Source organism: Pseudomonas sp. A0308, from assembly GCF_044218815.1.
GTDB classification, from domain to species: Bacteria; Pseudomonadota; Gammaproteobacteria; order Pseudomonadales; family Pseudomonadaceae; genus Aquipseudomonas; species Aquipseudomonas iridis.
This window is the reverse complement of sequence record NZ_CP162581.1, coordinates 3,096,572-3,109,347: the sequence shown is the minus strand read 5'-3', so window position 1 is coordinate 3,109,347 and position 12,776 is coordinate 3,096,572. Positions and strand designations below refer to the sequence as shown.

At 60.6% G+C, this 12,776-nt stretch carries 13 protein-coding genes; 10 read left to right on the top strand and 3 right to left on the bottom strand.

What is annotated here, in order from left to right; translation table 11 throughout:
* The first annotated feature begins 8 nt into the window (after nt 1-8).
* From AB4P92_RS14380 to AB4P92_RS14350, 7 genes are all read left to right on the top strand, one after another.
* Nucleotides 9-1,022 carry a sulfate ABC transporter substrate-binding protein gene (locus AB4P92_RS14380; RefSeq protein WP_042557075.1) on the top strand — a complete coding sequence of 338 codons (1,014 nt, stop codon included), beginning with the start codon at nt 9-11 and terminating at the stop codon, nt 1,020-1,022.
* A gap of 152 nt (nt 1,023-1,174) precedes the next feature.
* On the top strand, nt 1,175-1,993 hold the full coding sequence (gene cysT / locus AB4P92_RS14375) for a sulfate ABC transporter permease subunit CysT (RefSeq protein ID WP_042557076.1): 819 nt from the start codon (nt 1,175-1,177) through the stop codon (nt 1,991-1,993).
* Between the two features lie 12 nt (nt 1,994-2,005).
* Nucleotides 2,006-2,878 carry a sulfate ABC transporter permease subunit CysW gene (gene cysW / locus AB4P92_RS14370; RefSeq protein WP_042557077.1) on the top strand — a complete coding sequence of 291 codons (873 nt, stop codon included), beginning with the start codon at nt 2,006-2,008 and terminating at the stop codon, nt 2,876-2,878.
* Nucleotides 2,879-2,881: 3 nt separating this feature from the next.
* Nucleotides 2,882-3,871: a sulfate/molybdate ABC transporter ATP-binding protein gene (locus AB4P92_RS14365; protein WP_042557078.1), complete on the top strand. Its 990-nt coding sequence runs from the start codon at nt 2,882-2,884 to the stop codon at nt 3,869-3,871.
* Between the two features lie 248 nt (nt 3,872-4,119).
* On the top strand, nt 4,120-5,487 hold the full coding sequence (locus tag AB4P92_RS14360; RefSeq protein ID WP_042557079.1) for a hypothetical protein: 1,368 nt from the start codon (nt 4,120-4,122) through the stop codon (nt 5,485-5,487).
* Nucleotides 5,484-5,996, top strand: a complete 513-nt coding sequence (locus tag AB4P92_RS14355; protein ID WP_261737228.1) for a sorbitol dehydrogenase — start codon at nt 5,484-5,486, stop codon at nt 5,994-5,996. The genes AB4P92_RS14360 and AB4P92_RS14355 overlap by 4 nt, the downstream gene beginning before the upstream one ends.
* Nucleotides 5,993-8,203, top strand: a complete 2,211-nt coding sequence (locus AB4P92_RS14350; RefSeq protein WP_042557081.1) for a GMC family oxidoreductase — start codon at nt 5,993-5,995, stop codon at nt 8,201-8,203. The genes AB4P92_RS14355 and AB4P92_RS14350 overlap by 4 nt, the downstream gene beginning before the upstream one ends.
* Before the next feature lie 45 nt (nt 8,204-8,248).
* On the opposite strand, the gene AB4P92_RS14345 is transcribed toward AB4P92_RS14350, so the two are convergent.
* Nucleotides 8,249-8,773 carry a DUF962 domain-containing protein gene (locus AB4P92_RS14345; RefSeq protein WP_150593799.1) on the bottom strand — a complete coding sequence of 175 codons (525 nt, stop codon included), beginning with the start codon at nt 8,771-8,773 and terminating at the stop codon, nt 8,249-8,251.
* 82 nt (nt 8,774-8,855) lie between these two features.
* On the opposite strand from AB4P92_RS14345, the gene AB4P92_RS14340 reads away from it, so the two are divergent.
* Entirely contained in the window at nt 8,856-9,533 is a 678-nt protein-coding gene (locus AB4P92_RS14340) for a Crp/Fnr family transcriptional regulator (protein WP_395599624.1), read from the top strand.
* A 127-nt stretch (nt 9,534-9,660) separates the two neighbouring features.
* Here AB4P92_RS14340 and uraH read toward each other — a convergent pair whose 3' ends face one another.
* Nucleotides 9,661-10,071 carry a hydroxyisourate hydrolase gene (gene uraH, locus AB4P92_RS14335; protein ID WP_200616383.1) on the bottom strand — a complete coding sequence of 137 codons (411 nt, stop codon included), beginning with the start codon at nt 10,069-10,071 and terminating at the stop codon, nt 9,661-9,663.
* Between the two features lie 14 nt (nt 10,072-10,085).
* Nucleotides 10,086-10,568, bottom strand: a complete 483-nt coding sequence (locus AB4P92_RS14330) for a heme-binding protein (protein ID WP_200616380.1) — start codon at nt 10,566-10,568, stop codon at nt 10,086-10,088.
* A 136-nt stretch (nt 10,569-10,704) separates the two neighbouring features.
* Between AB4P92_RS14330 and AB4P92_RS14325 the strand changes: the two genes are divergently transcribed.
* Complete coding sequence (locus AB4P92_RS14325) at nt 10,705-11,385, top strand: heavy metal response regulator transcription factor (RefSeq protein WP_042557086.1); 681 nt, start codon at nt 10,705-10,707, stop codon at nt 11,383-11,385.
* Nucleotides 11,375-12,760, top strand: a complete 1,386-nt coding sequence (locus tag AB4P92_RS14320; RefSeq protein ID WP_395599623.1) for a heavy metal sensor histidine kinase — start codon at nt 11,375-11,377, stop codon at nt 12,758-12,760. The genes AB4P92_RS14325 and AB4P92_RS14320 overlap by 11 nt, the downstream gene beginning before the upstream one ends.
* Nucleotides 12,761-12,776: the final 16 nt, after the last annotated feature.

Genomic DNA, 12,776 nt, shown 5'->3' with positions numbered 1-12,776 from the left:
CTTTCACCATGTCATCGATTCGCCGTTACGCTTTGGCCGCCCTGGCCAGCGCTGTGTTTGCCGGTTCCGCGGTTGCCAAGGATTACGAACTGCTCAATGTGTCGTATGACCCGACGCGCGAGCTGTATCAGGACTACAACGCCGAATTCATCAAGTTCTGGCAGAAGGACCATGCCGGCGACACCGTGAAAATCCAGCAATCCCATGGTGGTTCGGGCAAGCAGGGCCGCGCCGTGATCGATGGCCTGCGTGCCGACGTCGTAACCCTGGCCCTGGCCGGTGACATCGACGAAATCGCCAAACTCGGCAAGACCCTGCCCGCCGACTGGCAGAAGCGTCTGCCGGAAGCGAGTACGCCGTACACCTCGACCATCGTGTTCCTGGTGCGTAAGGGCAACCCGAAAGGCATCAAGGACTGGGGCGATCTGGTCAAGAACGACGTCTCGGTGATCACCCCGAACCCGAAAACCTCCGGCGGTGCGCGCTGGAACTTCCTCGCGGCCTGGGCCTATGGCCTGAAAGCCAATGGCGGCAGCGAAGAAAAAGCTAAAGAGTACGTGCAGACCCTGTTCAAGCACGTACCGATTCTCGACACCGGCGCTCGCGGCTCGACCATCACCTTCGTCAACAACGGTCAGGGCGACGTGTTGCTGGCCTGGGAAAACGAAGCCTTCCTGGCGTTGAAAGAAGACGGCGGCGCCGACAAGTTCGACATCGTCGTGCCTTCGTTGTCGATCCTGGCTGAACCACCGGTGGCCGTGGTCGACAAAAATGCCCAGAAGAAGGGCAACGAGCAGATTGCCGAAGCCTACCTCAAGCACCTGTACAGCCCTGCCGGTCAGGAAATCGCTGCGAAGAACTTCTATCGTCCACGTGACAAGGACGTGGCCGCCAAGTACGCCCAGCAGTTCCCGAAACTGGAACTGGTGACCATCGACAAAGACTTCGGCGGCTGGAAAACCGCGCAACCGAAATTCTTCAACGATGGTGGCGTGTTCGACCAGATTTATCAGGCGCAGTAATCTCACTCTAACCAGCCTGATGTTTGGGCACATGACATGTGGGAGCGAGCCTGCTCGAAGGCAGTGTTACAGGCGACAGGAATGTTGACTGATACTTCCTCTTCGCGAGCAGGCTCGCTCCCACATTGATGCGTTTTTAACCAGGGACTTTTATGTCGCGTCGTATCTCCCCCGTCATACCCGGCTTCGGGCTGACGCTGGGTTACACCTTGGTGTACCTCAGTCTGATTGTGCTTATCCCGCTGGCGGCGATGTTCGTCCACGCCTCGCAGCTCACCTGGGATCAGTTCTGGACGATCATTTCCGCCCCCCGCGTGCTGGCAGCCTTGAAGTTGAGTTTCGGCACCGCGCTGTGCGCTGCGATCATCAACGGCATCATCGGTACGCTGCTGGCCTGGGTGCTGGTGCGCTACACCTTCCCCGGGCGCAAGGTGATCGACGCGATGATCGATCTGCCGTTCGCCCTACCAACGGCGGTAGCCGGTATTGCGCTGACCGCACTGTATGCGCCGGCCGGTCTGGTCGGGCAGTTCGCCGCCGACCTCGGTTTCAAAATCGCTTATACCCCGCTGGGCATCACCCTCGCGCTGACGTTTGTGACGCTGCCGTTCGTGGTGCGTACGGTGCAACCGGTGCTGGCCGACATTCCCCGTGAAGTCGAAGAAGCCGCAGCGTGCCTCGGCGCGAAGCCATGGCAGGTGTTCCGCCACATCCTGGTGCCGGCATTGCTGCCCGCCTGGCTGACCGGTTTTGCCCTGGCCTTTGCCCGTGGTGTCGGCGAGTACGGTTCGGTGATTTTCATCGCCGGCAACATGCCGATGAAAACCGAGATCCTGCCGCTGCTGATCATGGTCAAACTCGACCAGTACGATTACACCGGCGCCACGGCCATCGGCGTACTGATGCTGGTGGTTTCCTTTGTCCTGTTGCTGCTGATCAACCTGCTGCAGCGGCGCATCGAAACCCCATAAGGAGGCGCGAACATGTCCCAATCGTCTATTGCGGCCGCTTCCTCGGCCAACGCTGCACGCCGTGGCAGTGCCACATCGCGCAGAATCCTGATTGGCCTTGGCTGGCTGATCTTTTTCCTGTTTCTGTTACTGCCGTTGTTCATTGTGGTGTCGCAAGGGTTGAAGAACGGCCTCGGCGCATTCTTCACCGCGATCTTTGAGCCGGATGCACTCTCGGCACTGAAGCTCACCGTGTTCGCCGTGCTGATTTCGGTACCGCTGAACCTGGTGTTCGGGGTCAGCGCCGCGTGGTGCGTGAGCAAGTACTCGTTCCGCGGCAAGAGCATGCTGGTGACGCTGATCGACCTGCCGTTCTCGGTATCGCCGGTGATCGCAGGTTTAGTCTATGTGTTGATGTTCGGAGCCCAGGGCTTCTTCGGGCCGTGGTTGCAGGATCACGACATTCAGATCGTTTTCGCCCTGCCGGGCATCGTGCTGGCGACGATTTTCGTCACAGTGCCATTTGTGGCTCGCGAGCTGATCCCGCTGATGCAGGAACAAGGCACTCAGGAAGAGGAAGCGGCACGTCTGCTCGGCGCCAATGGCTGGCAGATGTTCTGGCACGTCACCGTCCCCAACATCAAGTGGGGCCTGATCTACGGCGTGGTGCTGTGTACCGCGCGGGCCATGGGTGAGTTCGGTGCGGTGTCGGTGGTTTCCGGGCATATTCGCGGGGTGACCAACACCTTGCCGTTGCACGTCGAGATCCTCTACAACGAATACAACCACGTGGCCGCGTTCGCCGTGGCGAGCCTGTTGCTGATCCTGGCGCTCTTCATCCTGCTGCTCAAGCAGTGGAGCGAAAACCGTATCAACCGCCTGCGCGCCAGCGCCGCGGAGGAATAATTCATGTCGATCGAAGTGCGTAACGTCAGCAAGAATTTCAACGCGTTCAAGGCGCTGGACAACATCAGCCTGGACATCCACAGCGGTGAGCTGGTAGCGCTGCTGGGCCCGTCCGGCTGCGGCAAAACCACCTTGCTGCGCATTATTGCCGGTCTGGAAACCCCGGATCAGGGCAACATCGTCTTCCACGGTGAAGACGTTTCCGGCCACGACGTGCGTGATCGCAACGTCGGTTTTGTGTTCCAGCACTACGCGCTGTTCCGCCACATGACCGTGTTCGACAACGTCGCCTTCGGCCTGCGCATGAAGCCGAAAAACCAGCGCCCGAACGAAAGCCAGATCGCGGCCAAGGTTCATGAGTTGTTGAACATGGTGCAACTGGACTGGCTGTCGGATCGTTACCCGGAGCAACTGTCCGGTGGCCAGCGCCAACGTATCGCCCTGGCCCGTGCCTTGGCGGTTGAGCCGAAAGTGCTGCTGCTCGACGAACCGTTCGGTGCCCTCGATGCCAAGGTGCGTAAAGAGCTGCGCCGCTGGCTGGCGCGTCTGCACGAAGACATCAACCTGACCTCGGTGTTCGTGACCCACGACCAGGAAGAAGCGATGGAAGTCGCCGACCGCATCGTGGTGATGAACAAGGGTGTGATCGAGCAGATCGGCTCGCCGGGCGACGTTTACGAAAACCCGGCCAGCGATTTCGTTTATCACTTCCTTGGTGATTCGAACCGCTTGCTGTTAAGCGACGACAATCACGTGCTGTTCCGTCCGCACGAAGTGTCGTTGTCCAGGCATGAGCTGGAAGATCACCATGCCGCCGAGGTGCGTGATATCCGGCCGCTGGGCGCGACCACGCGGGTGACGCTGAAGGTAGAAGGGCAGACTGATTTGATCGAGGCCGAAGTGGTGAAAGATCACGACAGCCTGATCGGTTTGGCCAAGGGTGAGACGTTGTTCTTCAAGCCGAAGGTCTGGCAGAAAGTCGCCAGCCTCTGACGCAAAAGACCTTGTAGGCGCTGCGATCCTTTGAGCTTGATTCTTGTAATCAGGACCACGGATCGCAGCGTGCCGTGGCGCCTGCGCGAATGATGTCATATGGCTATTGGTCTTAACTCAATTTGGTCTAACGGCTCCACCAACCGTGTCCCGTTCTTTGCCTAATCTCCATGCTGTGCCAGGAGGCGCGGTGAAGAGTCCATGACGGACCGGCGTATCTCCTGGACCCTGATGCCAAGGAGATAACGATGAGAACGGAAGTCCACCGGCCCGCGCCGTGGCTCGGTTGCGCGCTGTTCGGCGCAATGCTTAGTCCACTGGCCAACGCCGACCCCACGCTGTCAACGCAAATACCTTTCGATGTCACGGCGACCCCGCCGTTTTCCCTGACCAGCCTGCAACAAAACTTCGATGAAATGTCGTGGCAGACGTTTATCGCCTTGAACTGGCCGGCGCTGGATAACGGCGATCCGAACACCGGCACACCGATCGGCCAGCAGGACGGTGCGACGGTCTGGGAAAGCTGGAAAGAGAGCTATCAGATTTTCCTCGCCAAAGGGCAGACGCCCAATCCCTGGAACGCACCGGCGACTATTCCGAAAGCCTGCGAGGGCCTCGGTTCCGGGCGTTTGCTGCAACAGATGGGCAAGGTGCCGGATGTGCTCGATGAGTTTATCCAGCCGTTTCAGAGCGGGCCGCTGGTGGATCAGAGCGGGGTTTATACGCGTAACGAAATCGTGGTCAACCAGCCGATGTTCAACGACATCGTCAACAACGGTCTGTACAGCATTCAGGGTCAGCAGGCATTTTTTGCGGCCGACCCGAAGAATACGGTGGCGTTCAGTTGCGGCAACAACGACACCAGTCAGGTTGGTTCGCTGATGGTCAAGGCGTCGTGGAAAGTGCTCGACGGCAATGATCAACGGGAGAAATTCCACACCGTCGATGCGCTGGTATACACGCCGGGCAACAGCGACCCGAGCAAAGGCCCCGTGGTGCCAGAGTCATGCAAGGCCGAACCGGTGGGGTTGGTGGGCTTGCACATCGTGCACAAGACCAGCAGTGCGCCGCAGTGGGTCTGGTCGACGTTTGAACACGTCGATAACGTGCCGGAGCAATCCACACCCGTGGCCGAGCGAAAAGGTCCGTATCTGTTCTACAACGCCAACAGCCAGGCGGAAATCAACCAGCCACCGCCACGGCCATGGAATCCGGCAATCAAGGCCACGCCTTCGCAGATCGTTCGCGAGACCTCGCTGACGCCGGCGACCCGAACCCTCAACAGCACCTATCAGACGCTGCTGCGTACGGTGAACCCGAAGAGTGTGTGGGCCAACTATGAGTTGATCAGTACGCAGTGGCCGACCCTGACGCCGCAGCCACCGTGCCAGATCTCGAAAACCGAACCTTTGGGCCGCCCGGCGCCTTCGTTCCTCGCCAACGCTACGCTGGAAACCTACATCCAGGGCACCGTGCCACAAGCGTCCTCCAGTTGCATTGCTTGCCACGGTAACGCCGCCACCCATGTCACCGAGTCGCCGCGCACCAGTTTCGCGGACTTCACTTACTTGCTCGAACGCGCACAATCGACTGGCGCGACAAGGAGTCAGCCATGAGCATCGATCTGGACAACTTCGCCGGTCTGTCTTCGGCCCTGACCGGCATCCCACTAACGTTCATCGCTCCCTCCGTGGACCCGATCGACCTGCCAACGCAGTTCCTGACCTTCATCGGGCCGCGCATCACCCCTGCGGTAATGCAGGCGTTACTGAAACAATACGCGACGTTGCTGGCGGATAAAGTGCCGCCGGACCAGATCGCCCAAGCGGTGTTGATGAACGGCACGCAACCGGCTACCACGCAAACGGCGCAAGCCGCCCGGTCGATCATGAAACTCTGGCTGTTGGGCGTCTGGTATCAGCCGTACACCGTCGGCAGCAACAAGGCGGGGGATCAGATGGTGGTCTCCGATCAGGCCTACACCCAGAGCTGGGCATGGAGAATTGCCCAGGCGCACCCCATGGGTTACAGCGAGTCCTTCTTCGGTTACTGGAACGAAGTGCCGCCCAGCCTTGAAGACTTCACCGGGGTGCCTGCAAGCGGACAACAAGGAGTGTCGTCATGAGTACCGAACAAGCAGATGTGGTGATCGTCGGCGCCGGTCTGGCGGGCAGCATCATCGCCTATCAGTTGGGACTGGCCGGAGTGAAAGTATTGGTGCTGGAGTCCGGGCCGGAGATTCCGGCCAACCGAAATCAGTACCTTGAACGCTTCTATACCGCGACCTTGAAGACTCCCGAATCGCCGTATCCACCGGTCAGCACGCTGGACACACCGCGCAATCCGGCCGAGCAGAATGCGCCGCGTGCAACCATCGCCGACCTGATTCTGGGGTGGGACAATCCTGCCGTCAGCTACCTGGTGCAAAAGGGGCCACTGGCGTTTACCAGCACTTACGAACGGGTCGGCGGCGGCACCACCTGGCACTGGGTCGCGACCTGCCTGCGCATGGTGCCCAACGACTTCCGCCTGAAATCGCTGTACGGCGTCGGTGTCGACTGGCCGATCAGCTACAACGATCTGCAAAGCGCTTACTGTCGTGCCGAAGCGGAAATTGGCGTGGCGGCCAATGTGGCGGACCAGGCGTATCTGGGCATGACCTTCCCGGACGGCTATCAATTCCCGATGACCAGCATTCCGCTATCACTGGTCGATGGCAGTTTTGTCGCGGCGGTTCAGGGTCAATCGTTCGACGGCCTGCCACTGGTGGTCAGCCCGACACCAGCTGGGCGCAACTCGCAGCCCTATGCGGGTCGTCGTGTGTGCGCCGGCAACACCAACTGCACACCGATTTGCCCGATCCAGGCCAAGTACGACGCCACGGTGACCATGAACAACGCGCTGAATACCGGCAATGTGCGGGTGCTCTACAAAACCGTGGCAAGCAAAGTCACGGTGGCGGCGGACAAGTCCATCAGCGGCATCGAGTTTATCCAGTATCAACTGGGCGACGGCCCGCCGACCGGCACGGGCGTTGCGGTCGGCCAGCGTTATGTGATCGCGGCCCATGCCATTGAGACGCCGAAGCTGTTGCTCAATTCCACCAGCCCCGCGTGGCCCAAAGGCGTGGCCAACAGCAGCGGTCAGGTCGGACGCAGCCTGGCGGACCATCCGATCTATCTGGCCTGGGGCCTGATGCCGGAAGGTAAAGCGGTGTTCCCTTATCGCGGACCGGTTTCCACCGCAGGCATTGAAAGCCTGCGCGACGGTGCCTTTCGCAGTCAGCGTGCTGCGTGGCGGATCGAGATTGGCAACGAAGGCTTCAACTGGCCGGTGGGCGATCCCTACGTCACCGTTGCCGATCTGATCGATGGCACCAACGGCAGCGCCACCAATCCATTGCCACCGGCCGAGGGCCCGCAGCAAGTGTTGTATGGGACGGCACTGGTGCAGAAACTCAACGACTTGCTGACTCGTCAGTTCCGCATCGGTTTTCTTGTAGAACAGGTCGAGGACGATCCGGATAACGCCAATTGCTACATCGTGCCGTCAACGCAGTACAAGGATCGCTTGGGCATCCCGCGGCCGGAAATTCACTACGACTTGTCCAATTACACCAAGGAGGGTTTCCGCCAGGCGAAAATCCTTGCCACGCACATCATCACCGAGCTGCTCGGCGCCACCGAGTTGACCAAGCCGTTGCCGCCCGGAAAATTCAACTACAAGGACGTGGATTACAGCTTCCAGGGCGCCGGCCACCTGATGGGCACTTACCGCATGGGCGATAACCCGTTGAAATCGGTGGTCGACAAGGATCAGCGCAGTTGGGACCACAAAAACCTGTTCCTGGTGGGCGACGGTGTGTTCCCCAGCACCGGCACTTCAAACCCGAGCCTGACCATTGCGGCGTTGTCGATTCAGGCCGGCGACACCCTGGCCAATGACCTGAAAACCGCCACGGTGCAGGTTCAAGCCAATCAGCCCTGGCAGGGCACGGGCGTGCAGATCAACGGGCCGAGTCCGCGCCTGGTGCGGTATCTCAGTGGTCACTGGTTCGCCAGCCCGGCGGGCGGCATGGTTGACGGCAATGGCAGCGCGGGCCTGACCGCCAAACCCGGCTACACCTTGCCGGGCGCCAATGAGGGAGCGTTGATCGGTCGGATCAGCAGTACGGGGGCGCCGTTTCTGATCGGTGATCTGGCGCAGATTCCGGCGGGGCAGCAAGGCGAATTGCAGCTGTGCATCAACGACGATCTGGAGGGTCGCTATGGCGTCGGGCTTGCAGACAATCAGGGTGCGTTGACGGTGCAGGTGACGTTCGGCACATTGTGAAACAGGCCAAGCGAGGAGCGCAGTCGCGCACCTCGCTTGGTTTTTTTAATGGGCGGTTTTGTGTGTGCGCAGGGTCACCGGACCGCAGCGCTGTTCAATCGAGTGCTTCAATTCCTGCCGCATCCCGAGCATGAACGCCAGCTCCACCACGACAAACAGCGGCCCGACGATCAAACCGCTGACGTCATCGACAAACGCCGGTTTGCGTCCCTCGTAGTGATGCCCGACAAACTGGATAACCCAGCCGATCACAAACATCGCCAGGCCGCTGCTCAGCCAGACCATGGTGCTCTGCTGCGCCAGGACATGCCCGGCCCAGACTGATAACCCCATCAGCACCGTCATCAGTACGCCGAGTTTCACCTCCAGGCGCAGGTAAAACCACGCCGAGGCCAGCGCTACCACCACGGCTGGAGATATCCACAAGCCGCCCAGCGACCATTCCGGACGCGACAACAAAACCGCCACCGCCACCACAATCAGCGGAATGCCGATAAAGTGGCTGGCGATGTTGCGCGGGTCACGGTGGTAGGCGGCGTATTGACTCAGATGATCGACGAGGCTTTTCATTGTTGTTCCTCCTGTAGGGTGATCGCAGCATGCCCGGGGTTCAGCGTTCGCTCTGTCAGGCAGGCGACAATTAGGAGTGTTCATGGATAACCGTTCACGGCTGCTGACCGGGCAGTGGTTCAGTCATTTGCCTGCGTCCTTTCAGGATAGTCTGCTGGCGGCTGCGCGGGAGCGGCGGCTGACGGCGGGGCAGCGGCTGTTTCAGCGTGGCGATCCGCCGTGTGGTCTGTACGCGGTGCTCGATGGCGCCGTGCGCATCGGCGCGGTGAGCGAGCAAGGCAAGGAGGCGTTACTGAGTCTGGTCGAGGCGCCGCACTGGTTTGGTGAAATCAGCCTGTTCGACGGTCAGCCGCGTACCCATGACGCCTATGCCGTGGGGCCGTGTACGCTGCTGAATATCCCGCAGGCCACGTTGCTGAAACTGCTTGATGAGCACCCGGTGTACTGGCGGCATCTGGCGCTGTTGATGAGCCACAAGCTGCGCCTGACTTTCATTAATCTCGAACAGCTCAGCCTGCTGCCAGCCCCGGCGCGACTGGCTCATCGCTTGCTGATGATTGCCGAGGGCTACGGCGAAATCGACGCGCCCCGCCGGTTGCTGCAACTGCCACAGGAGCAGTTGGCATTGATGCTGTCGCTGTCGCGGCAGACCACCAATCAGATCCTCAAGGACTTGCAGGGGCAGGGGATTATTGGCTTGGGGTATGGCGAGATCGAGATCCTCGATGCGGTGCGGTTGCGGGCGCTGGCCACGATTTAGCGAACACCTGAAATCCTGTGTGGGAGCGAGCCTGCTCGCGAAAGCGGTGGGTCATTCACCAGTCGTTTTGACTGACCCGACGCCTTCGCGAGCAGGCTCGCTCCCACATTTTTGATTCGTGTTGATTTCAGGACCCGCGATAGGTCGAGAAGCCGTACGGGCTCAGCAGCAGCGGGATGTGGTAATGCTGATCGGTCTGCTTCACTTCGAAAATCACCGGAATTTCCGGAAAGAACGTGTCGTGTTTGGTCTTCTTGAAGTACTCGCCAGTCTTGAACACCACCCGGTATTCGCCCGCTTCAAATGGCTGTTTGGCCGGGAACAGTTCGGCAATGCGCCCCTGCTCATTGGTGGTGCCTTCGGCCAATGGCTGCCAGTTCTGGCCAACGTGCTTTTCCAGGGTCACGTTGATGCCCGGCGAGGGCAGGCCGTTTTCCAGGTTGAGTACGTGCACGCTGAGCGGATTGCCAGCGGCGAGTGCCAGGCTGGAAAACGCGCTGAGGCCCAGCGCAGCGAAGGTCATGCGCAAAGTCGTCATGGTGAATCTCCTTATCAGGAACGGGTGATGGACAGGCCAGCTTTGTCAGCGGCCCGGGTTGCACAGTTTTCGTCTTGCTCACCGCCGCCGGATCCAGCCACGCCCATGGCGCCAACCAGCTCATCGCCTGCGAACAATGGAATGCCGCCGCCAAGCAACAGCAATTCGTCGAGGGTGTTGAGGTTGGCGGTTTCCGGGTTGCTGCGGGCGCGCTCGGCGAACAGGCGCGTTGGGGTTTTTGTCGACAACGCGGTGTAGGCCTTGCGCTGGCTGGCAGCGGTGTTGTGCGGGCCGACACCGTCGCCGCGCAGGGTCACCAGCAAGTTGCCGCCCCGATCGAGTACCGACACCGTGCCGGTGCAGCTGCTCATTGCCGTGTCGGCCAGCAGGCGCGCAGTTTTCAGGTCGAGGTCGGCGTGGCGTGGCAGTTCAGGGCTGGCGAAAACGCTGGCGCTGAGGCCGAGGGCCAGGCTCGCAACGAGGTATTTGACGTTCATAAACAGGCTCCGGAAGCGAAGGTCACCACCTTAGCCGCCGGACTTCGTCAGAACGCCGTCAGTCGGATTACAAGTTTGTAATGGGCAACGAGGCCGAAGGCGCCTAGCCTGTGCGTCTGAATAATCGAGGTGTGCCATGCGTTTGCTGGTCGTAGAAGATGAAGCCAAAACCGCCAATTTCCTCGCCAAGGGGCTGGGCGAGTCGGGATTTGCCGTGGATGTGGCGCTCAATGGCCTCGACGGGCGCTATTTCATCGAGCAGCAGGAATACGACCTGATCATCCTCGACGTGATGCTGCCGGGCCTCAACGGCTGGCAATTGCTGCAACTGATCCGCCAGCGCGGCGCCACGCCGGTGCTGTTCCTCACCGCCAAGGACGCCATTGAAGATCGCGTGCGCGGTCTCGAACTGGGCGCCGACGACTACTTGCTCAAGCCCTTCGCCTTCGCCGAACTGCTCGCGCGCGTACGTACCCTGTTACGTCGCGGACCAATGCGCGAAGCCGAGTCGTACAGCATTGCCGATCTGGAGATTGACGTTTTACGCCGTCGCGTCAGTCGTGGCGGTCAGCGCATTGCCCTGACCAACAAGGAATTCGCGTTGTTGCAATTGCTCGCCAGCCGTCAGGGCGAAGTGCTGTCGCGCACACTGATCGCCTCACAGGTGTGGAACCTGAATTTCGACAGCGACACCAATATGGTCGAAGTCGCGGTAAGGCGTTTGCGCTCGAAAGTCGATGATCCGTTTATGCCGAAACTGATCCACACCGTGCGCGGCGTCGGGTATCAACTGGAAGCGCCCGACGATGCGCTCTAGGTCGATTGCCTGGCGCCTGGCGCTGGCGTTCGCGATGGTCTGCGCTTTGGTATTGGGCGCGATTGGCGTGTTTCTCTACCGCTCCCTCGCCGCTGAAATCGCCTACCGCGATGACTTGGCGTTGCTTGGGCGACTGGAACAGGTGCGTGCTCTGCTCGCCGACAGCGACAGCCTCGACGCGTTGCAGGCGCGGCCGCGGCTGTATCAGAACATGCTCGGTAATCTCGACAGTTTGCTGCTGGTGCGCCGCGCGGATGGATCAAATGTGATCGCGATCAACCCGCGCCAGCGAACGCTTCCAGCGCTGAACTCAATCGCGCGCGATCAGCCGCCGCAACGTCGCGACGTGATGACCTGGCAGGCGCCCGACGGCGCCGAAGTGGCGCTGCTGTCCGGCGAAGCTCAGGGGCCGAACGGCGAATCGCTAACCGTGATTGCCGGGAAAGTACTAAGCGAACGCGAGCAGATGCTCGCCAGCTACCGGATGCGGCTGTACGTCGCGATCGGGTTGGGTGCGTTGCTGGCGTTTGCGTTGGGGCTGGTGCTGCTGCGCCGTGGCCTGCAACCTTTACGGCAATTGAGCGAAGCGGTGCGCGGCATTGACCTGCGCAGCCTTGATCAGCGTCTGCCTGCCGTTGGCACGCCGGCGGAACTGCTTGAGCCGGTAAACGCGCTGAACGCCATGCTTGCGCGGCTGGAGGACAGCTTCCAGCGCCTGTCGCAGTTCTCCGCCGACCTCGCTCACGAAATTCGCACGCCGCTGCATACCTTGCTCGCCAGTAATGGCCAGGCGCTGAATCACTCGCGCAGCACGGCGGAGTATCAGGAATTGCTGGCCTCGAACATGGAAGAGTTCGAACGGCTCAAACGTATGGCGGAAAACCTGATGTTCCTCGCCCGGGCCGAACAGGCGGAGCGTGCGCTCGACTTGCGCACGCTGGATCTGGCTGACATCGGCAATGAGCTGTGTGACTACTTTGAAGCCTTGGCCGACGATCGTGGGATTCACTTGAGAAACACGTTCAGTGGGCAATTGTTTGCCGACCAGCAACTGCTGCAGCGTGCCCTCGGCAACCTGCTGGCCAACGCGGTGCGCCACGCGGACGTTGGCTCGGTCATCAGCTTGCGCCAGCGCGATGAGCCGGGCATGTGCTGGTTGCAGGTGAACAACTACGGCCCGGCCATCGCGCCTGAACATCTGGGCAAATTGTTCGACCGCTTCTACCGCGTCGACCCGGCCCGTGCTGAACCGGGTGATTCCGGCGGGTTAGGTCTGGCGATCGTGCAGTCGATCATGCAACTGCATGGTGGGCAGGTGCGGGTGAGCAGTGATGCGACGGGGACTGTGTTTGAGCTTGGGTTTGTGGTGAATTAGAGGGCCTCTTCGCGAG

Bases quoted from the DNA above. Each gene is read 5' to 3' on its own strand.
- AB4P92_RS14380 (WP_042557075.1), top strand. From the start codon at position 9: ATGTCATCGATTCGCCGTTACGCTTTGGCCGCCCTGGCCAGCGCTGTG.
- cysT (WP_042557076.1), top strand. From the start codon at position 1,175: ATGTCGCGTCGTATCTCCCCCGTCATACCCGGCTTCGGGCTGACGCTG.
- cysW (WP_042557077.1), top strand. From the start codon at position 2,006: ATGTCCCAATCGTCTATTGCGGCCGCTTCCTCGGCCAACGCTGCACGC.
- AB4P92_RS14365 (WP_042557078.1), top strand. From the start codon at position 2,882: ATGTCGATCGAAGTGCGTAACGTCAGCAAGAATTTCAACGCGTTCAAG.
- AB4P92_RS14360 (WP_042557079.1), top strand. From the start codon at position 4,120: ATGAGAACGGAAGTCCACCGGCCCGCGCCGTGGCTCGGTTGCGCGCTG.
- AB4P92_RS14355 (WP_261737228.1), top strand. From the start codon at position 5,484: ATGAGCATCGATCTGGACAACTTCGCCGGTCTGTCTTCGGCCCTGACC.
- AB4P92_RS14350 (WP_042557081.1), top strand. From the start codon at position 5,993: ATGAGTACCGAACAAGCAGATGTGGTGATCGTCGGCGCCGGTCTGGCG.
- AB4P92_RS14345 (WP_150593799.1), bottom strand. From the start codon at position 8,773: ATGAAAAGCCTCGTCGATCATCTGAGTCAATACGCCGCCTACCACCGT.
- AB4P92_RS14340 (WP_395599624.1), top strand. From the start codon at position 8,856: ATGGATAACCGTTCACGGCTGCTGACCGGGCAGTGGTTCAGTCATTTG.
- uraH (WP_200616383.1), bottom strand. From the start codon at position 10,071: ATGACGACTTTGCGCATGACCTTCGCTGCGCTGGGCCTCAGCGCGTTT.
- AB4P92_RS14330 (WP_200616380.1), bottom strand. From the start codon at position 10,568: ATGAACGTCAAATACCTCGTTGCGAGCCTGGCCCTCGGCCTCAGCGCC.
- AB4P92_RS14325 (WP_042557086.1), top strand. From the start codon at position 10,705: ATGCGTTTGCTGGTCGTAGAAGATGAAGCCAAAACCGCCAATTTCCTC.
- AB4P92_RS14320 (WP_395599623.1), top strand. From the start codon at position 11,375: ATGCGCTCTAGGTCGATTGCCTGGCGCCTGGCGCTGGCGTTCGCGATG.